Annotated in this window: 18 protein-coding genes; 16 read left to right on the top strand and 2 right to left on the bottom strand. The window is 58.9% G+C overall.

What is annotated here, in order from left to right; all coding sequences use genetic code 11:
• From AC2FND_RS14615 to nusG, 4 genes are all read left to right on the top strand, one after another.
• Positions 1–1,282 (top strand): heavy metal translocating P-type ATPase (locus AC2FND_RS14615; RefSeq protein WP_496770498.1); only part of this gene is annotated, 1,282 nt, incomplete at its 5' end.
• A gap of 5 nt (positions 1,283–1,287) precedes the next feature.
• Complete coding sequence (gene ccoS, locus AC2FND_RS14610; protein WP_209507770.1) at positions 1,288–1,446, top strand: cbb3-type cytochrome oxidase assembly protein CcoS; 159 nt, start codon at positions 1,288–1,290, stop codon at positions 1,444–1,446.
• 99 nt (positions 1,447–1,545) lie between these two features.
• Positions 1,546–1,743, top strand: coding sequence for a preprotein translocase subunit SecE (gene secE, locus AC2FND_RS14605; RefSeq protein ID WP_170427365.1), 198 nt, complete (start codon positions 1,546–1,548; stop codon positions 1,741–1,743).
• 195 nt (positions 1,744–1,938) lie between these two features.
• Positions 1,939–2,472, top strand: a complete 534-nt coding sequence (gene nusG / locus AC2FND_RS14600; protein WP_209507773.1) for a transcription termination/antitermination protein NusG — start codon at positions 1,939–1,941, stop codon at positions 2,470–2,472.
• Between the two features lie 95 nt (positions 2,473–2,567).
• Here nusG and AC2FND_RS14595 read toward each other — a convergent pair whose 3' ends face one another.
• Positions 2,568–3,779: a peptidoglycan-binding domain-containing protein gene (locus AC2FND_RS14595; protein WP_496770496.1), complete on the bottom strand. Its 1,212-nt coding sequence runs from the start codon at positions 3,777–3,779 to the stop codon at positions 2,568–2,570.
• 448 nt (positions 3,780–4,227) lie between these two features.
• Between AC2FND_RS14595 and rplK the strand changes: the two genes are divergently transcribed.
• Positions 4,228–4,677: a 50S ribosomal protein L11 gene (gene rplK / locus AC2FND_RS14590; protein WP_010440985.1), complete on the top strand. Its 450-nt coding sequence runs from the start codon at positions 4,228–4,230 to the stop codon at positions 4,675–4,677.
• A 1-nt stretch (position 4,678) separates the two neighbouring features.
• Positions 4,679–5,377: a 50S ribosomal protein L1 gene (gene rplA / locus AC2FND_RS14585; protein WP_496770494.1), complete on the top strand. Its 699-nt coding sequence runs from the start codon at positions 4,679–4,681 to the stop codon at positions 5,375–5,377.
• A gap of 57 nt (positions 5,378–5,434) precedes the next feature.
• Here the strand turns inward: rplA and AC2FND_RS14580 are convergent, their stop codons facing one another.
• Positions 5,435–6,205: a class II glutamine amidotransferase gene (locus AC2FND_RS14580; protein ID WP_496770493.1), complete on the bottom strand. Its 771-nt coding sequence runs from the start codon at positions 6,203–6,205 to the stop codon at positions 5,435–5,437.
• Between the two features lie 447 nt (positions 6,206–6,652).
• Between AC2FND_RS14580 and rplJ the strand changes: the two genes are divergently transcribed.
• The 10 genes from rplJ to AC2FND_RS14530 form a co-directional block, all read left to right on the top strand.
• Positions 6,653–7,171 carry a 50S ribosomal protein L10 gene (gene rplJ, locus AC2FND_RS14575; protein WP_209507785.1) on the top strand — a complete coding sequence of 173 codons (519 nt, stop codon included), beginning with the start codon at positions 6,653–6,655 and terminating at the stop codon, positions 7,169–7,171.
• 79 nt (positions 7,172–7,250) lie between these two features.
• Positions 7,251–7,628, top strand: a complete 378-nt coding sequence (gene rplL / locus AC2FND_RS14570) for a 50S ribosomal protein L7/L12 (protein ID WP_209507787.1) — start codon at positions 7,251–7,253, stop codon at positions 7,626–7,628.
• Between the two features lie 250 nt (positions 7,629–7,878).
• Positions 7,879–12,015, top strand: a complete 4,137-nt coding sequence (gene rpoB, locus AC2FND_RS14565; RefSeq protein ID WP_496770491.1) for a DNA-directed RNA polymerase subunit beta — start codon at positions 7,879–7,881, stop codon at positions 12,013–12,015.
• A 106-nt stretch (positions 12,016–12,121) separates the two neighbouring features.
• The gene (rpoC, locus tag AC2FND_RS14560) at positions 12,122–16,363 is read left to right on the top strand and encodes a DNA-directed RNA polymerase subunit beta' (protein WP_496770490.1); all 4,242 of its coding nucleotides are present in this window, start codon (positions 12,122–12,124) and stop codon (positions 16,361–16,363) included.
• A gap of 211 nt (positions 16,364–16,574) precedes the next feature.
• Complete coding sequence (locus tag AC2FND_RS14555) at positions 16,575–17,354, top strand: hypothetical protein (RefSeq protein ID WP_496770488.1); 780 nt, start codon at positions 16,575–16,577, stop codon at positions 17,352–17,354.
• Between the two features lie 138 nt (positions 17,355–17,492).
• On the top strand, positions 17,493–18,362 hold the full coding sequence (locus AC2FND_RS14550; RefSeq protein ID WP_496770486.1) for a DMT family transporter: 870 nt from the start codon (positions 17,493–17,495) through the stop codon (positions 18,360–18,362).
• Between the two features lie 435 nt (positions 18,363–18,797).
• Positions 18,798–19,169, top strand: a complete 372-nt coding sequence (gene rpsL / locus AC2FND_RS14545; RefSeq protein WP_005621086.1) for a 30S ribosomal protein S12 — start codon at positions 18,798–18,800, stop codon at positions 19,167–19,169.
• 15 nt (positions 19,170–19,184) lie between these two features.
• Entirely contained in the window at positions 19,185–19,655 is a 471-nt protein-coding gene (gene rpsG / locus AC2FND_RS14540) for a 30S ribosomal protein S7 (protein WP_039529242.1), read from the top strand.
• A gap of 18 nt (positions 19,656–19,673) precedes the next feature.
• The gene (gene fusA, locus AC2FND_RS14535; protein WP_209507797.1) at positions 19,674–21,791 is read left to right on the top strand and encodes an elongation factor G; all 2,118 of its coding nucleotides are present in this window, start codon (positions 19,674–19,676) and stop codon (positions 21,789–21,791) included.
• An 84-nt stretch (positions 21,792–21,875) separates the two neighbouring features.
• A partial coding sequence (locus tag AC2FND_RS14530) for a GTP-binding protein (RefSeq protein ID WP_496770484.1) occupies positions 21,876–22,298 on the top strand: 423 nt, incomplete at its 3' end.

Below are 22,298 nucleotides of genomic sequence, written 5' to 3'. Positions count from 1 at the left end.
AACTCTGCCGGTGTTTGCCGAAGCCGGCCAGTTGGTCAGCGCGGGCGAGGTCAACCTGACGGGTCCGCTGACCCTGCGCGCCACAGCAGTGGGGCAGGATACGTCGCTGCACCGGATGGCGGATTTGGTGGCCATCGCTGAATCGGGGCGGTCCCGCTATACCTCGCTGGCCGACAAGGCCGCCAAGCTTTATGCGCCCGGTGTCCACATCCTTTCGGCGCTCAGCTTTGTGGGGTGGTACATCTATTCTGGCGATCTGCGCACCGCTCTGAACATCGCCGCGGCGGTTCTGATCATCACCTGTCCCTGCGCCTTGGGTCTGGCTGTTCCAGCAGTGACCACCGCTGCCTCGGGCCGGTTGTTCCGCAAGGGTATGCTGATCAAGCACGCAACCGCGCTCGAACGGTTGTCCGAGACCGACACCGTGGTTTTCGACAAGACGGGCACACTGACCTCGGGTGCGCCGGAACTGGTCAATCTTGGCGACCACGCCCGCGCACAGGTCGAGGTTGCTCTGGCCCTGGCCGAGGCCTCTGCGCATCCCTTGTCTGTATCATTGGCAAAGGCCGCGCGACAGGCCGGGATCAAACCGGCTAACGTCCGGGACATAACCGAAGTGCCGGGATACGGCACCCAAGGGGAATACCGCGGTCAACGCGTTCGTTTGGGCCGTGCTGCATGGCTCGGCGCACAGCAGGGCGCGGAAACGTCTGCCTGGCTTGCAATTGGCGACGATGCGCCCTTGGCGTTCCGTTTCTCGGACGCGCTTCGCCCGGGCGCGGACGAGGCGGTGGAAGCGTTGCGCGCGTCGGGCAAGCATGTGCTGTTGATCTCAGGAGATTCGAAAGGTGCCGTGCGCGCATTGGCCGAGAAGCTGGGAATAACGGATTGGGTCGCCGAGGCTTTGCCGCAGGACAAGGCACAGCGCATTCAGGACCTCAGGGATCAGGGCCGCAAAGTTCTGATGGTGGGGGATGGCCTGAACGATACGGCTGCTTTGGCGGCGGCACATGTGTCGATCTCTCCGGCCTCGGCGCTGGATGCGGCGCGGGTTGCCTCGGACATCGTTCTTCTGGGCAATGACCTTCTGCCCATTGCGGATGCCTGTGATACGGCCATCAAGGCCACTCGTCGCATCCGCGAGAACTTCCAGATCGCAACCGTTTACAACGTGATTGCCGTTCCGCTGGCCGTGATCGGCCTGGCGACACCGCTGATCGCGGCCTTGGCGATGTCGACCTCGTCGATTACCGTATCGCTGAATGCATTGCGGCTGAGGTAACCCTGATGGAAGTGCTTGCCTATCTGATCCCGATTTCCCTGTTTCTGGGGGGCGTTGGTCTGGTCGCCTTTATCTATACCGTTCGTTCCAATCAGTACGAAGACCCCGATGGAGACGCGCGCCGCATCCTGAGTGACGAGTGGGACGACAAACCCAAACCCTGACCAATCGCCCTATACGCATAGAGTTCATTCAAGCGCCCTTGAAATTGCCGCAATGCCCGGCTATGTCCGGCCCATCCGCAAGCAGAGAGAACACGCCAAATGGCCACCACCAACCCGATCCAGTTCATTCAGCAAGTCCGTGCCGAAGTTTCCAAGGTCGTCTGGCCGACCCGGCGCGAAGTGCTGTTGACCACGGTCATGGTCTTCATCATGGCGGCGCTGACAGCTGTGTTTTTTGCTTTGGTCGATCTGGGTATCCGGGGCGGCCTTCAGCTGATTCTGGGCGCTTTCGGCTAAGCCGGTTCAGGCGGGGGCAATTGCGACTGCCCCTTGCACCTCGCGCGATGTCAGAGTAGGTGACGCATATTCGGAATGGGCGTGTGGCGATTCGGGTCACGCGCCGCTTTTTATTCCGGATGACGTGATAGGATTTAAATGACGGGTGTGTCCGCAAGAAGTGATACCCCGAAGACAAACAAGGACGACAGGTTCATGGCGAAAAGGTGGTACTCGGTCAGCGTTCTTTCGAATTTCGAAAAAAAGATCGCAGAGCAGATCCGCACGTCGGTGGCTGAACAGGGCCTTGAGAACGATATCGACGAAGTTCTGGTGCCCACCGAAGAGGTGATCGAAGTGCGCCGGGGCAAGAAAGTCACCACCGAACGCCGCTTTATGCCGGGTTACGTGCTGGTGCATATGGAAATGTCGGATCAGGGCTATCACCTGATCAACTCGATCAACCGCGTCACCGGCTTTCTGGGCCCGCAAGGTCGCCCGATGCCGATGCGCGACGCCGAGGTGAACCAGATCCTCAACCGCGTTCAGGAAGGCGAAGAAGCGCCCAAGCTGATGATCACCTTCGAGATCGGCGAGAAGGTCAAGGTCAACGACGGACCGTTCGAGGATTTCGACGGCATGGTCGAAGGCGTGGACGACGAGGCGCAGAAGCTGAAAGTATCGGTCTCGATCTTTGGCCGCGAAACCCCGGTCGAGCTGGATTTTACGCAGGTCACGAAGCAAAGCTAAGCGCGCTTCCAGAGAAATTCGAAACGCCGCGATGTCAAAGCATCGTGGCGTTTTCAGTTTCAGCCCTGCACGGGCCTATGCAGTTTCAAATGGGCTTACTGCGACTGAACCATGGCTGCACGCAAAAGCTGCGGGCGGTCGGTCTGGGACGGCAGGAAGACCGCCTGCGACCCGGCGTCCAGCGCCGAAAGGCTTGCATCATACCACTGCATCGCAAGGTCGCGGCGCGCTTGAACACCAAAACCTTCGCGCAGGTGGTGCCCGACCAGTTCTCCGTATGCGGGTTCACCCATGGCAACCAGCATCAGCGCAGACCCAACTGCGGTATCCATGTTGTCCTGACGGTATCCCATCGCAAGGCAGACCTTGCTGGTTGCGGCAAGATCAGCAGGGCTTAGACCCGAATCCAAGGCAAGCTTGCGCACCTGGGTTTCAGCCTCTGATTTCGAGTTGATAGAGAGCGCGTCAACTTGCGGTGCCAACATGTCGCCAAAGGCGGCGCACTGGTCTGCGACCTGATCGGGTGTAAGGCCCTGAATGTCCTGCATCAGTTCTTCACCCTGTGCCATCGCATAGCTGCGGGCAAGGCAGAACTGTTCACTGAGCGCAAAGTCAGGATCGGACATGTTCGACAGGGTCGTGTAGCCGCCATTGGTCGACGTTTGCAGCATGACCCCGCTGCACCGGTTGGCCAGCGAAGGACCTCCGGCACCACCGGAAAACAGGCTTGGTAGGCTGGCCGTTGATGCTTCGGTGGTCTCCGTCACGTCGTCGGCTTCCTGAGGTGTGATAACCGGGACGGCTGGCGCCGCGGCCTGAGGTGCCGCCGCCAAGGCAGAGCCGGTTTGCACCTGTTGCCGATAGGCCATCAAAAGCGGTTGACCCGAAAGCTGGGTTGCCGCCTGCCCACCGCTTGTCGCCCAGTAATAGGCCTGCATCAGAAAGTCATACTGGTAAGGCTGGAAGTCATAGCCATTCACAGGATAGCCCATTGACACCTGATAACGTTCGATTGCCGACCGGGTCCCGTGCCCGACCTGGCCATCTACACGTCCGGCATTATAGCCGAAATAGTTGAGCGCCGTTTGCGTTTGTGCCCCTTGCGAGGTCGATGGAATGGTCGACCTGTAGGTCCGGGTTGTTGACCGCGACTTTTTCTTCTGCTGGTCCTTGCCGATTGCATATCCGACGACCCCACCTACAACAGCACCACCGATGAAGTCGCCCGCATCGGCCCGCGCTGTCTGGGGAACGGCTGCTGCAAAAGACAGTGCAGCGACGAGCATAGTTAATAAACGAATAATCATGACGAACCTCCAAACAAGATTGGATTTCCGAATTATAGCACAGCCAATGCGCGGAGCGGCGATTTATGCGATACACGGGTCGAGGCCCGGCTGATCGTCGGCCAGGGGCGGGCGGGTTCTTGCTGGTTTTTCCAAAAGATTTAGGCCTTTAGTGTTTTTGGATACGTCAAGGTGGGTACCAACAGTTTTTTCTTGGGATTGACCTGAAGAACAGTCAGGTACATGCCCGCGCGGCCAAAGGCTTTGTTCGTCGCCCTGGAACTCGAATCGATGGCCGTGAATTCAAAGTCAGGCCACTTGCCAACCCCCATGAACCCCTGTAAACGCCGCCTCTATCGTCTTCGGGCGAGATTCTCTCGTGGGAGGTTGCCGGGGTCGCGATCCCGGGCCGGACCACGCAACATAATCCGGGTGAGACGCGTTTCACCTTAGTTGAAAGGAAAACCAAATGGCCAAGAAGCTTGCTGGTACAATGAAACTGCAGGTTCCTGCAGGTCAGGCGAACCCGTCGCCGCCAGTTGGTCCGGCGCTGGGTCAGCGCGGTATCAACATCATGGAATTCTGCAAGGCGTTTAACGCGAAGACCGCAGATATGGAGCCCGGCGCGCCGTGCCCGACCGTGATCACCTACTATCAGGACAAGTCCTTCACCATGGACATAAAGACGCCACCCGCGTCTTACTACCTGAAAAAAGCAGCTGGTCTTAAGCCGGTCGGTAAGCGTAACCGCCCCCGCGGCGCGGAAAACCCAGGTCGCGAGACCGTGGCAACCGTGACCTCCAAGCAGGTTCGTGAAATCGCCGAAGCCAAAATGAAAGATCTGAACGCCAACGACGTCGAAGGCGCAATGCAGATCATCCTGGGCTCGGCCCGCTCCATGGGCATCGAGGTGAAGTAAGATGGCAAAACTCGGTAAACGTACACGCGCTGCGCGCGAAGCTGTCGCCGGCAAGGAAAACCTGTCGGTTGAAGAAGCTGTTTCCCTGGTCAAAGGCAACGCCACTTCGAAATTCGACGAGACCATCGAAATCGCCCTGAACCTGGGCGTCGACACCCGTCATGCGGACCAGATGGTTCGCGGCGTTGTTGGCCTGCCCAACGGCACCGGCAAAGCGATGCGTGTTGCTGTATTTGCGCGTGGCGCGAAGGCTGACGAAGCGAAAGAAGCAGGCGCGGATATCGTTGGCGCAGAAGACCTGATGGAAACCATTCAGGGCGGCACCATCGAATTCGATCGCTGCATTGCAACCCCGGACATGATGCCGATCGTCGGTCGTCTGGGTAAGGTTCTGGGCCCCCGTAACCTGATGCCGAACCCCAAGGTTGGCACCGTGACCATGGACGTGAAAGCAGCCGTGGAAGCAGCCAAAGGCGGTGAAGTTCAGTTCAAGGCGGAAAAAGGCGGCGTTGTGCATGCCGGTGTTGGCAAAGCGTCGTTTGACGAAGCCAAGCTGGTCGAAAACATTCGCGCCTTCGTCTCGGCTGTTGCCCGGGCCAAGCCGTCGGGTGCCAAAGGCACCTACATGAAGAAAATCGCGCTGAGCTCGACCATGGGCCCCGGCGTGACCGTTGATGTGGCAGAAGCTTCGGGCGAATAAGCCGGATCTTCGTCAAAGCAATGTTGCGGGCGGTCCAAACGGACCGCCCGTTTTCGTTTAGCTGAGCGGCAACGCGGTGTGGCTGGCTGTATCTCCGGTCAGGGTGAAGAAGCTCCGGTCTTCAATGGGCGTCCATTTTCCTGTGCCCTTGTCCAGCGGCTCGGACGCAATGACCTTGCCGCCGTGGTCCAGACCTTCCCCGAAATACAGGGACGGGCTGCGCTGATCGCTGGAATACCGAAAGGCATACAGGTTCTGCCCATCCGAAAAGGCGACGGCCATGCGATCCGGTTGCGTCCGATGACCTCCAAGCGCATCGATCTGACGCAAAGTTGCGACAACAGCGTCCTGCGGCGCATCATCCAGCCCGTTGGCCAGCAGCAGCAGAAACAGAAGCTCAGAATCCGTCGACCCGCGCCGCGCCGCGTAAAGTTCGTCCGGCAGAGAGGATTCAAGCTGTCTGCGCAAACGCCCGAACTCGCCAATCTGACCATTGTGCATGAAGGACCATTTGCCAAATGTAAAAGGGTGGCAGTTCGCGCGCGACACTTCCCCGAACGTCGACGCGCGGACATGGGCCAGAAACAGCGAGGATTTTATCATCCTGCAAAGATCGACCAGGTTACCATCCGACCAAGCGGGCAGGACATCCCTGTACAGGCCAGGGCGATCCTGGTCTGCGTACCAGGCCATACCGAAGCCATCGCCATTGACGGCAAGTTTAGCTTCGGCCGCGTGCTGGCTTTGCTCCAGCAAGGAATGCTGGGGCCGGATGACGATGTTTTCAAGCGGGATACTTGGTCCGCAATAGGCGGCAATTCTGCACATTTGTTCTGATTCTTCTTGTTTCTGAGAAAAATTGTCGGGTTATAGTCTTGAACTTGGAACAATGTCACGAACTATTTTGCGCTCAGCCCTGTAATTCGACCAAATCAATTGCTCGTCACCGCACTTGATCTTGTGGTTCTGGCCGTCCCCTGTAGCGTTTGATTTATCCCAATTTACCTCTTGGAAACCCCGGCCATCTGTCCTAAGTAGACCTGCGGAATAAAGCGTGCGATTCGTCGTGCGCTTTATTTTGTTTCGTCCAAGACGGTGGGTGGTGCCATATGGCCCCTTAATTCCCTGCCTGAGACGGGTAAGACCAAAGAATTCTGAGGGTCCCACCCTCGGGCGAGTTTTGGCCAATCCCGTAACAACGGACCTGAACGCCGGGGCGTAAGCCGCGGCAAATATGAGCCGGGGTGAGATCTCACCCCTAACTTGGAGAGAACTGTGGATAGAGCCCAGAAAGAGAAAGTGGTCGAGGAACTCGGCCAAATCTTCGAAAGCTCTGGCGTCGTAGTGGTTGCCCACTACGCCGGTCTGACAGTTGCCGAGATGCAGGACCTTCGCGCACGTGCCCGTGACGCGGGTGGCTCCGTGCGTGTTGCCAAGAACAGGCTCGCCAAAATCGCCCTCGAGGGTAAGCCGTGTGCAAGCATGGCCGACCTGCTGACAGGGATGACCGTTCTGACCTATTCCGAGGACCCCGTGGCAGCAGCCAAGGTGGCCGAGGACTTCGCCAAGGATAACAAGAAATTTGAAATCCTCGGCGGTGCAATGGGCGAGAACGCTCTGGACCGCAAAGGCGTTGAAGCCGTTTCGAAAATGCCGTCTCGCGAGGAGCTTATTGCTTCGATCGTGGGCTGCATTGGCGCACCTGCTTCGAACATCGCCGGCGCGATTGGCGCACCTGCAAGCAATATCGCAAGCATCCTTTCCACCATCGAAGAGAAGGCGGAAGCTGCGTAAGCGGTTGGCACTGAATGATCTGCGTAGGGTACCTACCCTGACGTTGGAACACACATTGTAAACGGAAAGAGCTGATAAAATGGCTGATCTGAAAGCACTCGCAGAAAGCATCGTGGGTCTGACCCTGCTGGAAGCACAAGAACTGAAAACCATCCTCAAAGACGAATACGGCATCGAGCCCGCAGCTGGCGGCGCCGTAATGGTCGCAGCAGCTGGTGGCGACGCCGGTGGCGCAGCTGAGGAAGAAAAAACCGAATTCGACGTCGTTCTGAAGAACGCCGGCGCTTCGAAAATCAACGTGATCAAAGAAGTTCGCGGCATCACCGGTCTGGGCCTGAAAGAAGCCAAGGAACTGGTCGAAGCCGGCGGCAAGATCAAAGAAGGCGTGTCGAAAGACGAAGCCGAAGACGTCAAAGCCAAGCTGGAAGCAGCTGGCGCCGAAGTCGAGCTGGCCTAAGCCTGGTCTCAGGCGCATCGCTGATGCGCCGAAAATTTTGGCTGGATCCGGAGAAATCCGGGTCCAGCCGAACCTGTCTTAGAAAGGGCCTCACGGAATGGGGCGTTTTCTAAGACACGGTTTTCGGATCGGGAGGCCGCCTTCGGGACGGTGGCCACGAATTGATCCGGACGTGTTGTCTCGATTGTGCAAGATGCCGGGGCCCGACGGTGTCTTTGCCCGCTGAGAACATCGAAAGGTGACATCTGACATGGCTCAAACGTTCCTTGGCCAGAAACGTCTTCGTAAATATTACGGCAAAATCCGCGAAGTACTGGAGATGCCGAACCTCATTGAGGTACAGAAATCTTCTTATGATCTTTTCCTGCGCTCCGGCGATGCAGAACAGCCCACAGACGGCGAAGGCATCAAAGGCGTGTTCCAATCGGTTTTCCCGATCAAGGATTTCAACGAAACCTCTGTTTTGGAGTTCGTGAAATACGATCTGGAGAAACCCAAATACGACGTCGAAGAGTGCATGCAGCGCGACATGACCTACAGCGCACCGCTGAAGGTTACCCTGCGCCTGATCGTGTTCGATGTTGATGAGGACACCGGCGCGAAATCGGTAAAAGACATCAAGGAACAGGATGTCTTCATGGGCGACATGCCCCTGATGACCCCGAACGGCACCTTTGTCGTCAACGGCACCGAGCGTGTGATCGTTTCCCAGATGCACCGCTCGCCCGGTGTGTTCTTTGACCACGACAAGGGTAAAACCCATTCCTCGGGCAAGCTGCTGTTTGCCTGCCGCATCATCCCGTATCGCGGCAGCTGGCTGGACTTCGAGTTTGATGCCAAGGATATCGTGTTCGCCCGTATCGACCGCCGCCGCAAACTGCCTGTGACAACCCTGCTATATGCGCTGGGTCTGGATCAGGAAGCGATCATGGACGCGTATTACAAAACCGTGTCCTACAAGCTGGACAAGAAGAAGGGCTGGGTCACGCCGTTCTTCCCCGAGCGTGTTCGCGGCACCCGTCCGACCTATGACCTGATCGACGCGAAATCAGGTGAGGTAATTGCCGAGGCAGGCAAGAAAGTCACCCCGCGCGCGGTCAAGAAGCTGATCGACGAGGGCACCGTCACAGAACTGCTGGTTCCGTTCGATCACATCGTTGGCAAGTTTGTCGCCAAGGACATCATCAACGAAGAAAACGGCGCGATCTATGTCGAAGCCGGTGACGAACTGACGCTGGAATATGACAAGGATGGCGACCTGATCGGCGGTACCGCGAAGGAACTGATCGACGCGGGCATCACCGATATTCCGGTTCTCGACATAGACAACGTCAATGTCGGTCCCTACATGCGCAACACCATGGCGCAGGACAAGAACATGAACCGCGAAAGCGCACTCATGGATATCTACCGCGTCATGCGTCCGGGTGAACCACCCACCGTCGAAGCGGCGTCGGCCCTGTTCGACACCCTGTTCTTCGACAGCGAGCGGTATGACCTGTCGGCCGTTGGTCGCGTGAAGATGAACATGCGCTTGGCACTGGACGCGCCGGATACCCTGCGTACCCTGCGCCGCGAAGACATCGTGGCCTGCGTCAAGGCTCTGGTCGAGCTGCGCGACGGCAAAGGCGACGTGGACGATATCGACCACCTCGGCAACCGTCGTGTGCGTTCGGTCGGCGAACTGATGGAAAACCAGTACCGCGTCGGTCTGCTGCGTATGGAGCGCGCGATCAAAGAGCGTATGTCGTCGGTCGAGATCGACACCGTCATGCCGCAGGACCTGATCAACGCGAAACCGGCTGCTGCTGCTGTGCGTGAATTCTTCGGCTCGTCGCAGCTGTCGCAGTTCATGGACCAGACCAACCCGCTGTCGGAAGTCACCCACAAACGCCGTCTCTCGGCGCTTGGCCCCGGTGGTCTGACGCGTGAGCGTGCGGGCTTTGAGGTACGCGACGTGCACCCGACCCACTATGGCCGGATGTGCCCGATTGAAACGCCGGAAGGCCCGAACATTGGTCTGATCAACTCGCTGGCCACCTTCGCCCGCGTGAACAAGTATGGCTTCATCGAAACACCTTACCGCGTCGTCAAGGACGCCGAGGTGACCGATGAGGTTCACTACATGTCCGCGACCGAGGAAATGCGTCACACCGTGGCGCAGGCGAACGCGACGCTGGATAAGAACGGCAAGTTCATCAACGATCTGGTTTCGACCCGTCAGGCCGGTGACTACACGCTTGCCCCGCGCGAGAATGTGGACCTGATCGACGTGTCGCCAAAACAGCTGGTTTCGGTCGCGGCATCGCTGATCCCGTTCCTTGAAAATGACGACGCCAACCGCGCTCTGATGGGCTCGAACATGCAACGTCAGGCGGTTCCGCTGCTGCGGGCCGAGGCACCGCTGGTCGGGACGGGCATCGAGGAAAAGGTTGCGATCGACTCGGGCGCTGCGATTCAGGCGAAACGCGCCGGTATCATCGACCAGGTCGATGCCCAGCGTATCGTTATCCGCGCCACCGAAGATCTGGAACTGGGCGACGCTGGTGTTGACATCTACCGTCTGCGCAAATTCCAGCGGTCGAACCAGAACACCTGCATCAACCAGCGTCCGCTGATCAAGGTGGGTGACACCGTCCAGAAGGGCGAGGTCATTGCCGACGGTCCGTCGACCGATATGGGTGAACTGGCCCTTGGTAAGAACGTGGTCGTCGCGTTCATGCCGTGGAACGGCTACAACTACGAAGACTCGATCCTGATCTCGGAACGTATCGCGCGTGATGACGTCTTTACCTCGGTCCATATCGAGGAATTCGAAGTCGCCGCCCGTGACACCAAGCTGGGCCCGGAAGAGATCACCCGCGACATCCCGAACGTCGGTGAAGAAGCGCTGCGCAACCTCGACGAGGCTGGCATCGTTTACATCGGTGCGGATGTTGAGCCGGGCGATATTCTGGTCGGCAAGATCACTCCGAAGGGCGAAAGCCCGATGACTCCGGAAGAAAAGCTGCTGCGCGCCATCTTTGGTGAAAAAGCATCTGACGTGCGCGACACCTCGCTGCGCGTGAAGCCGGGTGATTACGGTACGGTCGTTGAGGTTCGCGTCTTCAACCGTCACGGCGTCGAGAAAGACGAGCGTGCGCTGCAGATCGAGCGTGAGGAAGTCGAACGTCTGGCCCGTGACCGGGACGACGAGCTGGCGATCCTTGACCGCAACATCTATGCGCGACTGCAAGGTCTGATCCTTGGTAAAACCGCTGTCAAAGGCCCGAAAGGCGTCAAGGCAGGGTCGGTGATCACCGAGGACCTGCTGGAAACCCTGACCCGTGGTCAGTGGTGGCAGCTGGCACTGGAAGACGAGAAGGACGCACAGATCGTCGAGGCTCTGAACGAGCAATACGAAGTGCAAAAGCGCGCTCTGGACGCCCGTTTCGAGGATAAGGTCGAGAAAGTCCGCCGTGGCGACGACCTGCCGCCGGGTGTGATGAAGATGGTCAAAGTCTTCATCGCCGTGAAGCGCAAGTTGCAGCCGGGCGACAAGATGGCCGGTCGTCACGGGAACAAGGGTGTGATCTCCAAGGTTGTTCCGATGGAAGACATGCCGTTCCTGGCCGATGGTACCCCGGTTGACTTCTGTCTGAACCCGTTGGGTGTGCCTTCGCGTATGAACGTTGGTCAGATCCTTGAAACCCACATGGGTTGGGCTGCACGCGGTCTGGGTCTGAACATCGATGAAGCTCTGGGTGAATACCGCCGTTCCGGCGACCTGACCCCGGTGCGCGAGGCGATGAAGCTGGCCTATGGCGAAGATGTCTACGAAGAAGGCATCACCGGCATGGACGAGGAAACGCTGGTCGAAGCAGCGGGCAACGTGACCCGCGGTGTTCCGATTGCAACCCCGGTCTTTGACGGTGCCAAAGAGGCTGACGTCAACGACGCGTTGGTGCGTGCGGGCTTCTCGGAAAGCGGTCAGTCGGTTCTGTTCGACGGTCGTACGGGCGAGCAATTTGCGCGTCCGGTGACCGTGGGCATCAAGTACCTGCTGAAACTGCACCACCTTGTGGACGACAAGATCCACGCGCGTTCGACCGGGCCCTACAGCCTGGTTACCCAGCAGCCGCTGGGTGGTAAGGCGCAGTTCGGTGGTCAGCGCTTTGGTGAGATGGAAGTCTGGGCTCTGGAAGCTTACGGCGCCGCCTACACCCTGCAAGAGATGCTGACGGTGAAGTCGGATGACGTTGCCGGCCGGACCAAGGTCTATGAGTCGATCGTCAAGGGCGAGGATAACTTCGAAGCGGGCGTACCGGAATCGTTCAACGTTCTGGTTAAAGAAGTCCGTGGCCTCGGCCTGAATATGGAACTCCTGGATGCGGAGGTCGATGAGTGACGAAGGGATGCCGGGCTGAAGCCCGGCCTACCATCTGATCCGGCGTAGGCCGGGCTTCAGCCCGGCACTGCGTGACCCCCGCACCCTCTAACTCTGAGGTAAAGAGATGAACCAGGAAATCACCAACAACCCGTTCAACCCGCTGACGCCCCCGAAGGTTTTCGACGAGATCAAGGTCTCGCTGGCATCGCCCGAGCGGATTCTGTCTTGGTCCTATGGCGAGATCAAGAAACCCGAAACCATCAACTACCGGACGTTCAAGCCCGAGCGTGACGGTCTGTTCTGCGCGCGAATCTTTGGCCCGATCAAAGATTATGAATGCCTGTGCGGCAAATATAAGCGGATGAAGTATCGCGGCGTTGTCTGCGAGAAATGCGGTGTGGAAGTCACCCTGCAGAAAGTCCGCCGTGAGCGTATGGGCCATATCGAACTGGCCGCGCCGGTTGCGCATATCTGGTTCCTGAAATCGCTGCCGTCCCGCATCGGTCTGATGCTGGACATGACGCTGCGCGATCTGGAACGCGTTCTGTACTTTGAAAACTATGTGGTCATCGAGCCCGGTCTGACCGATCTGACCTATGGTCAGATGCTGACCGAAGAAGAGTACATGGACGCACAGGATGCTTACGGCATGGACGCGTTCACCGCGAATATCGGTGCTGAAGCCATTCGTGAGATGCTGGCCCAGATCGATCTGGAAGCCGAAGCCGAGCAGCTGCGCGCTGATCTGGCCGAAGCGACCGGCGAGTTGAAGCCTAAGAAGATCATCAAGCGTCTGAAGGTTGTTGAATCCTTCCTCGAGTCGGGCAACCGTCCCGAATGGATGGTCATGACCGTGATCCCGGTCATCCCGCCGGAACTGCGCCCGCTGGTTCCGCTGGATGGTGGCCGCTTCGCGACCTCGGATCTGAACGATCTGTATCGCCGCGTCATCAACCGGAACAACCGTCTGAAGCGTCTGATCGAACTGCGCGCACCTGACATCATCGTCCGCAACGAAAAGCGGATGTTGCAGGAATCCGTGGATGCTCTGTTCGACAATGGCCGTCGTGGCCGCGTGATCACGGGCGCCAACAAGCGCCCGCTGAAATCGCTGTCGGACATGCTGAAGGGTAAGCAGGGACGCTTCCGTCAGAACCTTCTGGGGAAACGCGTCGACTTCTCGGGCCGTTCGGTCATCGTGACCGGTCCGGAACTCAAGCTGCACCAGTGTGGTCTGCCCAAGAAGATGGCGCTGGAACTGTTCAAGCCGTTCATCTACTCGCGCCTTGAAGCCAAAGGTCTGTCTTCGACCGTGAAACAGGCGAAGAAACTGGTCGAGAAAGAACGTCCCGAAGTGTGGGATATCCTCGACGAAGTGATCCGCGAACACCCTGTCATGCTGAACCGTGCGCCGACGCTGCACCGTCTTGGCATTCAGGCATTCGAACCGGTCCTGATCGAAGGCAAGGCGATCCAGCTGCACCCGCTGGTCTGCTCGGCCTTCAACGCCGACTTTGACGGCGACCAGATGGCCGTTCACGTGCCGCTGAGCCTTGAGGCACAGCTGGAAGCCCGTGTTCTGATGATGTCGACAAACAACGTTCTGTCGCCTGCAAACGGCGCGCCGATCATTGTTCCGTCGCAGGATATGATCTTGGGTCTCTACTACGTGACCCTGGAACGTGAAGGCATGCCGGGCGAAGGCAAGGTCTTTGGCTCAATCGAAGAAGTTCAGCACGCGCTGGACGCGGGTGAGGTGCATCTGCACTCGAAAATCACCGCCCGGATCACGCAGATCGACGAGGAAGGCAACGAAGTTCAGAAGCGCTATGAGACCACTCCGGGCCGTCTGCGTCTGGGTGCCCTGCTGCCGATGAACAACAAGGCGCCGTTCGATCTGGTCAACCGTCTGTTGCGGAAGAAAGAAGTGCAGCAGGTGATCGACACCGTCTACCGGTATTGCGGTCAGAAAGAGTCGGTTATTTTCTGTGACCAGATCATGTCGATGGGCTTCAAGGAGGCCTTCAGGGCCGGTATCTCGTTCGGCAAGGACGACATGGTCATCCCGAACGACAAGTGGGGCATCGTCGATGACACCCGCGACCAGGTGAAAGACTTTGAACAGCAGTACATGGACGGTCTGATCACTCAGGGCGAAAAGTACAACAAGGTTGTCGATGCCTGGTCGAAGTGTAACGACCGCGTCACCGAGGCGATGATGAACACCATCTCGGCTTCCGCGCGTGACGAGAATGGCGCCGAGCAGGAACCGAACTCGGTCTACATGATGGCCCACTCCGGTGCGCGGGGCTCGGTCACTCAGATGAAACAGCTGGGCGGTATGCGCGGCCTGATGGCCAAGCCGAACGGTGACATCATCGAGACACCGATCATCTCGAACTTCAAGGAAGGTCTGACCGTTCTTGAATACTTCAACTCGACCCACGGTGCCCGTAAGGGTCTGTCGGATACCGCTCTGAAAACCGCGAACTCGGGTTACCTGACCCGTCGTCTGGTGGACGTGGCGCAGGACTGCATCGTTCGCGAGATCGACTGCGGCACCGAACGCGCGATCACGGCCGAAGCTGCGGTGAACGATGGTGAGGTTGTCGCCTCGCTGGCCGAGCGTATTCTGGGCCGTGTGGCCGCCGATGACATCCTGCGTCCGGGCACGGACGAGGTGATCGTGGCCGCAGGTCAGCTGATCGACGAACGGATGGCAGACACCATCGACGAAGCGGGCGTTCAGTCGACCCGCATCCGCTCGCCCCTGACCTGCGAGTCCGAGGAAGGCGTCTGTGCCACCTGCTACGGCCGTGACCTTGCTCGTGGTACCATGGTGAACACGGGTGAAGCTGTCGGCATCATCGCCGCCCAGTCCATCGGTGAACCCGGTACACAGCTGACAATGCGGACCTTCCACATCGGTGGTGTTGCGCAAGGTGGTCAGCAGTCGTTCCAGGAAGCCAGCCAGGCTGGTGTCGTATCCTTCGAGAACCCACAGATCCTGGTCAATGCCGCAGGCGAAAGCCTCGTCATGGGCCGCAACATGAAGCTGGTGATCAAGGACGATCACGGCGAAGAGCGCGCCAGCCACAAGCTGGGTTATGGCTCCAAGCTGTTCGTCAAGGAAGGCACCAAGGTGGCCCGCGGAGACAAGCTGTTCGAATGGGATCCCTACACCCTGCCGATCATCGCCGAGAAAGCCGGTACCACCAAATACGTCGATCTGGTTTCGGGCCTTGCCGTCCGTGACGAGACCGACGAAGCAACCGGCATGACCCAGAAGATCGTGATCGACTGGCGCGCCGCCCCCCGTGGCAGCGACCTCAAGCCCGAGATCATTCTGGTCGGTGACGATGGCGAACCGGTCCGCAACGATGCGGGCAACCCGGTTCACTATCCGATGTCGGTGGATGCGATCCTGTCGGTCGAAGATGGCCAGAAGATCGAAGCCGGTGACGTTGTTGCGCGTATTCCGCGTGAAGGTGCCAAGACCAAGGACATCACCGGTGGTCTGCCGCGTGTGGCCGAATTGTTCGAAGCCCGCCGTCCGAAAGATCACGCGATCATCGCAGAAGCCGATGGTTACGTGCGCTTTGGCCGCGACTACAAGAACAAGCGCCGCATCAGCATCGAACCGGCTGACGAGTCGCTGGAACCCATCGAGTACATGGTGCCCAAGGGCAAGCACATCCCTGTTGTCGAAGGCGACTTCGTTCAGAAGGGCGACTACATCATGGACGGTAACCCGGCCCCGCATGACATCCTGTCCATCATGGGTGTCGAGGCGCTGGCGAACTACATGATCGACGAAGTGCAGGATGTGTATCGTCTGCAAGGCGTGAAAATCAACGACAAGCACATCGAGGTCATCGTGCGCCAGATGCTGCAGAAGTGGGAGATCCTGGATTCAGGCGACACCACCCTGCTGAAAGGCGAACATGTCGACAAGCAGGAGTTCGACGCAGCCAACGAAAAGACCATCGCCCGCGGTGGTCGTCCGGCACAGGGCGAGCCGATCCTCTTGGGGATCACCAAGGCTTCGTTGCAGACGCGATCGTTCATCTCGGCGGCGTCGTTCCAGGAAACCACCCGCGTACTGACCGAAGCGTCCGTGCAGGGCAAAAAGGACAAGCTGGTCGGCCTGAAAGAGAACGTCATCGTTGGTCGCCTGATCCCCGCCGGTACCGGTGGGGCCACACAGGCCGTCCGCCACATCGCGCAGTCGCGCGACAATGTGGTGATCGAAGCCCGCCGGGAAGAGGCCGAAGCGGCCGCTGCCCTGGCTGCGCCGATCATGGATGATGATCTGGTCGGGGATGAGCTGGATGTTCTGGTGGAAACACCCGAAAGCCGCGAGTAATCGCCCGATTGACAAGTTAAGGAAGGCCCCGCGATTTCGCGGGGCCTTTCGTTTTTGCAGGGCTGAAACGCGCACCACGCTTAGGGCGGTTCCGGACCACTGGCATATCGCGCTTGTCGTATGTGACCTGCAATAAAAGCAGGGTTTTTCTGATTTAGCCTAAACTGTGCTACCATCCGCCTTGAATTCACACAGGTGACGGGGGTGAATGATGAGAACTGTCACAAAGCTGTCGCGCGCATTTTCGGTTGTCGGTCTGGGCCTGATGGCCGCCTGCACGGATTATGCCTATGTGGGGATGCCACCGGGCCAGCCATCGCGTGAGATCGTGATCCCGAACGGCACGACGCGCCTGATCCCGATCTCCGCCTCGATCGTCGGGTTGGCTTACGATGAGCCGCGACGGCGGATCTTCCTGCGCAATCTTCCCGGCACCCAACTACAGGAGTTGGACCGAAATGGCCGTGCCCTGCGTACCTTTGCGGCACAGCGGGTTCCGGCCGGATGCGGTGGCATCACACCTGACGAGTTTCCCATCAAGGAATGCGGGTTGGCCATTCGGGGAAGCGACGGGCATCTGTTCCTCGACCATCCGAACGGGGTGATGATCGCGGAACTGACCCGCGACGGGCAATTTGTGCGCAACATAACCCTCAGCCAGCCACAGGGGCCGATTGGTGGGCTGGCCTTTGATGAAACGACCGGCACGCTTTATGTGCTGTTCATCCGCAATCGCCTGATCGTCGAGGTGGATATGAACGGCACGGTCCTAAGGACAATCCGGGCGACCAATCCATCGGTCGGCGCAGCGGTGCAGATCGAACGCTTTGGCCTTGGCATCAATTCCAAACGCCGCGAGCTTTATGTCGCCCTTCAGAACGGCAACCAGCTTGGCGTTCTGGACATGTCCGGCGGGTTGATCGCAACGCACACGCTCAGCGCCGGGGTGGCTGTGGAAGGGATCGGAGGTGGTCGGGTCTCTGGTCTCTGATAGGGGCTCAGAAAGTGGTTTCGACACGCTCTGCACGCGTCGGGACGCAATTCTTGCGCTGATCTGATATGATGCGTTGACAGGCGGCTGTCTGATTGGGCCAATGGCCCGATCACTCTGCGCAGGGCCAAATCTGTCATGAACCCAAACACCAAAGGTGCCTTGCTGATGATGGGCAGCATGGCGGCCTTCACCCTGAACGACACTTTGGTCAAGGTCGCGCTTCGGGATCTGCCATTGTTCCAACTGGTGGCCATGCGGGGCGTTCTGGCCGTTTTCCTTGTCTACGGTCTTGCCCGCTATCTGGGGGCGCTGCACCTCAATTTCTCACACCACGACCGGTGGCTGGTTGCGCTGCGCAGTCTGGCCGAACTGTCGGCAACCTTCTTTTTCCTGACAGCGCTCAAGAACATGCCGCTTGCCAATGTGACGGCCATTCTGCAGGCGCTGCCTCTGACCGTGACGCTGGGTGCGGCGCTGGTCTTTTCCGAACAGGTCGGCTGGCGGCGCATATTGGCGATTGCCATTGGTTTTGGCGGCATGGTTCTGATCGTCAGGCCCGGCCCTGACGGCTTCAGCCTGTATTCCATCTACGCGCTGATCGCAGTGGCTTCGATCACGGTTCGCGATCTGGTGACGCGGCGCATGTCGCCGCAGGTTCCGTCAATGGTGGTGACGTTGGCGACGTCTCTTTCCATCACCGTGGCCGCAGCGATTGCTTCGGTGTTCGAAGGATGGGTTCCGGTTTCCGGAGCTGCGGGTTCTCTGGTTGCGGCGGCGGCAGTGTTCGTCCTGATGGGCTATCTGTTCAGCGTCATGGTCATGCGTCAGGGCGATGTCGGGTTCATCGCGCCGTTTCGCTATTCCAGCCTGATCTGGGCCCTGGGGTTGGGTTGGGCCGTATTCGATGATTGGCCTGACGGTCTGACCATGCTGGGTGCAACTCTGATCGTGGCCGCCGGATTGTTTACGCTGTTCCGGGAACGCGCGCGTCGGGAAGCGGCGTGAACCTGCGTGACAAGGCTCTGAACACTGGTTATTCGAAGGCGAAACCCGGCCTCCGGTTGCGGGTTCAGCTCAACCTTGGCGCTTCTGGTGCAGGGCGGTTTTATGAACCCGGTAAAGCCCGCGCACCCACATCGGCATGGCCTGGATCAGCCTATAGCCGGGCAACCGGTATCGTGCTGTTGACACTCGGGCCGACTCCCCCTATTACGCGCGTCATCTCGGTGCCGGGGGCCGCCCCATAGCCGATTCCAGTAATGAGCTGGTCAAGGCCCGGACAATTTTGCAGTTCGCGCCCTCTGAGAAACAACCGCGACGTTCACCTCGGAATGGGAACGCTCGTGGGTTTTGCGCTTGTGGACGCATAAGCGCAGCGAAGTTAGCCGCACGCAGCCCGCGTGCATGTCATGTGTGTTGCAAAACGGGGAAGAAACCGGAATGCCAACTATTCAACAGCTGATCCGCAAACCGCGGCAGCCGAAAGTAAAACGCTCGAAGTCCATGCACCTGGAGCAGTGCCCGCAGAAACGCGGCGTCTGCACACGTGTTTACACCACCACACCGAAGAAACCGAACTCGGCTATGCGTAAGGTTGCCAAGGTGCGCCTGACCAACGGGTTCGAGGTCATCTCGTACATCCCCGGTGAAAGCCACAACCTTCAGGAACACTCGGTTGTTCTGATCCGTGGCGGCCGTGTGAAAGACCTTCCCGGTGTGCGTTACCACATCCTGCGCGGTGTTCTGGATACTCAGGGCGTCAAAGACCGTAAGCAACGCCGTTCGAAATACGGCGCGAAGCGTCCCAAGTAAGAAGGAGAGGCTGATATGTCACGTCGTCACGCCGCCGAAAAACGCGAAGTCCTGCCTGACGCCAAGTTTGGCGATAAGGTTCTGACCAAATTCATGAACAACCTGATGATCGACGGCAAGAAGTCGGTCGCCGAGCGCATCGTCTACAACGCCTTTGACCGCGTTGAGAACAAGATCAAGCGCGCGCCCGTCGAAGTGTTCCACGAAGCACTCGACAACATCAAACCGTCGGTCGAGGTTCGCTCGCGCCGGGTTGGTGGTGCAACCTATCAGGTTCCGGTCGAAGTCCGCCCCGAGCGCCGCGAAGCACTGGCCATCCGCTGGCTGATCACCGCTGCGCGCGGCCGCAATGAAAACACCATGGAAGAACGCCTCGCCGGTGAACTGCTGGACGCTGTACAGTCCCGCGGTACCGCCGTGAAGAAGCGCGAAGACACCCACAAGATGGCCGAGGCGAACAAAGCCTTCAGCCATTACCGTTGGTAATCCCAGAGGCTTATCCAAATGGCACGCGAATATCCGCTCGAACTATACCGTAACTTCGGTATCATGGCGCACATCGACGCAGGTAAGACCACCTGCTCGGAGCGTATCCTGTATTACACTGGTAAATCCCACAACATCGGTGAGGTGCACGATGGTGCAGCCACCATGGACTGGATGGAGCAGGAGCAGGAACGCGGCATCACCATCACTTCGGCTGCGACCACCACCTTCTGGGAACGCACCGAAGACGGTCAGACCGCCGATACCCCTAAACACCGCCTGAACATCATCGACACCCCCGGCCACGTTGACTTCACCATCGAAGTCGAACGCTCGCTGGCGGTTCTCGACGGTGCCGTCTGCGTTCTCGACGCAAACGCCGGTGTTGAACCCCAGACCGAAACCGTGTGGCGTCAGGCTGACCGCTACAAGGTTCCGCGTATGGTTTTCGTCAACAAGATGGACAAGATCGGCGCAGATTTCTTCAACTGCGTTCGCATGATCGAAGACCGCACCGGCGCACGCGCTGTTCCGGTTGGTATTCCGATCGGTGCTGAAACCGAGCTGGAAGGCTTGGTTGATCTGGTCACCATGGAAGAGTGGCTGTGGCAGGGCGAAGACCTTGGTGCAAGCTGGGTCAAGGCTCCGATCCGCGACAGCCTGAAAGACATGGCTGACGAATGGCGCGGCAAGATGATCGAAGCGGCCGTCGAAGAAGACGACGACGCGATGATGGCTTATCTGGAAGGCGAAGAGCCCGACGTTCCGACTCTGCGCAAACTGCTGCGCAAAGGCACGCTGGCCCTGCATTTCGTTCCGGTTCTGGGTGGCTCGGCGTTCAAGAACAAAGGCGTTCAGCCGCTGCTCAACGCTGTGATCGATTATCTGCCCAGCCCGCTGGACGTTGTCGATTACATGGGCTTCAAACCCGGCGACGAGGAAGAAGTTCGTAACATCGCACGTCGTGCCGATGACGGCATGGCCTTCTCGGGTCTGGCGTTCAAAATCATGAACGACCCCTTCGTCGGTTCGCTGACCTTCACCCGGATCTACTCGGGGACCATGAACAAGGGCGACTCGATCCTGAACTCGACCAAAGGCAAGAAAGAGCGCATCGGTCGTATGATGATGATGCACTCCAACAACCGGGAAGAGATCGAAGAAGCGTTTGCAGGCGACATCATCGCGCTGGCGGGTCTGAAAGACACCACCACCGGTGACACCCTCTGCGATGCCAAGGATCCGGTGGTTCTGGAAACCATGACCTTCCCCGATCCGGTGATCGAGATCGCGGTCGAGCCCAAAACCAAGGGCGACCAGGAAAAGATGTCTCAGGGTCTGGCCCGTCTGGCCGCCGAAGACCCGTCCTTCCGCGTGGAAACCGACCTGGAATCGGGTCAGACCATCATGAAGGGCATGGGCGAACTTCACCTGGACATCCTGGTGGACCGTCTCAAGCGCGAGTTCAAGGTCGAAGCCAACATCGGTGCGCCTCAGGTGGCTTATCGTGAAACCATCTCGATGCCGGTCGAACACACCTACACCCACAAGAAACAGTCGGGTGGTTCGGGTCAGTTCGCCGAAGTCAAGCTGGAGATCCAGCCCACCGAGGCAGGCGAAGGTTACTCGTTCGAAAGCCGCATCGTTGGTGGTGCCGTTCCGAAGGAATACATCCCCGGTGTTGAAAAAGGCATCAACTCGGTCATGGACAGCGGCCCTCTGGCTGGCTTCCCGGTGATCGATTTCAAGGTTGCCCTGCTGGACGGTAAGTTCCACGACGTTGACTCGAGCGTTCTGGCGTTCGAAATCGCGGCCCGTATGTGTATGCGTGAGGGCATGCGCAAAGCTGGCGCGAAGCTGCTGGAACCGATCATGAAGGTCGAAGTGATCACCCCGGAAGAATACACCGGCGGTATCATCGGTGACCTGACCTCGCGTCGGGGCCAGGTATCGGGTCAGGAACCGCGCGGCAACGCGATCGCGATCGATGCGTTTGTGCCGCTGGCGAACATGTTCGGCTACATCAACACCCTGCGTTCGATGTCGTCGGGCCGCGCCCAGTTCACCATGCAGTTCGACCACTACGATCCGGTTCCGCAGAACATCTCGGACGAGATCCAGGCGAAATACGCATAAAGCAGTGGGCCGGGCTGAAGCCCGGCCTACCGCACACCCGTAGGCCGGGCTTCAGCCCGGCACCCGCAAATTAAGGAGGCCATCATGGCAAAGGAAAAGTTTGAGCGTACAAAACCGCACGTCAACATCGGCACGATTGGGCACGTTGACCACGGCAAGACGACGCTGACCGCAGCAATCACCAAGTATTTCGGTGACTTCAAGGCGTATGACCAGATTGACGGCGCGCCGGAAGAGAAAGCCCGCGGCATCACCATCTCGACCGCGCACGTGGAATACGAGACCGACGCGCGCCACTATGCGCATGTCGACTGCCCCGGCCACGCCGACTATGTCAAGAACATGATCACCGGTGCCGCTCAGATGGACGGCGCGATCCTGGTTGTGAACGCCGCGGACGGCCCGATGCCGCAAACCCGCGAGCACATCCTGCTGGGCCGCCAGGTTGGCATCCCGAAGATGGTCGTGTTCATGAACAAAGTTGACCAGGTTGACGACGAAGAGCTG

This window comes from Ruegeria sp. BHSB056, assembly GCF_059613305.1.
The sequence above is the reverse complement of the archived record's forward strand: the minus strand, read 5'-3'. Positions and strand labels throughout refer to the sequence as shown.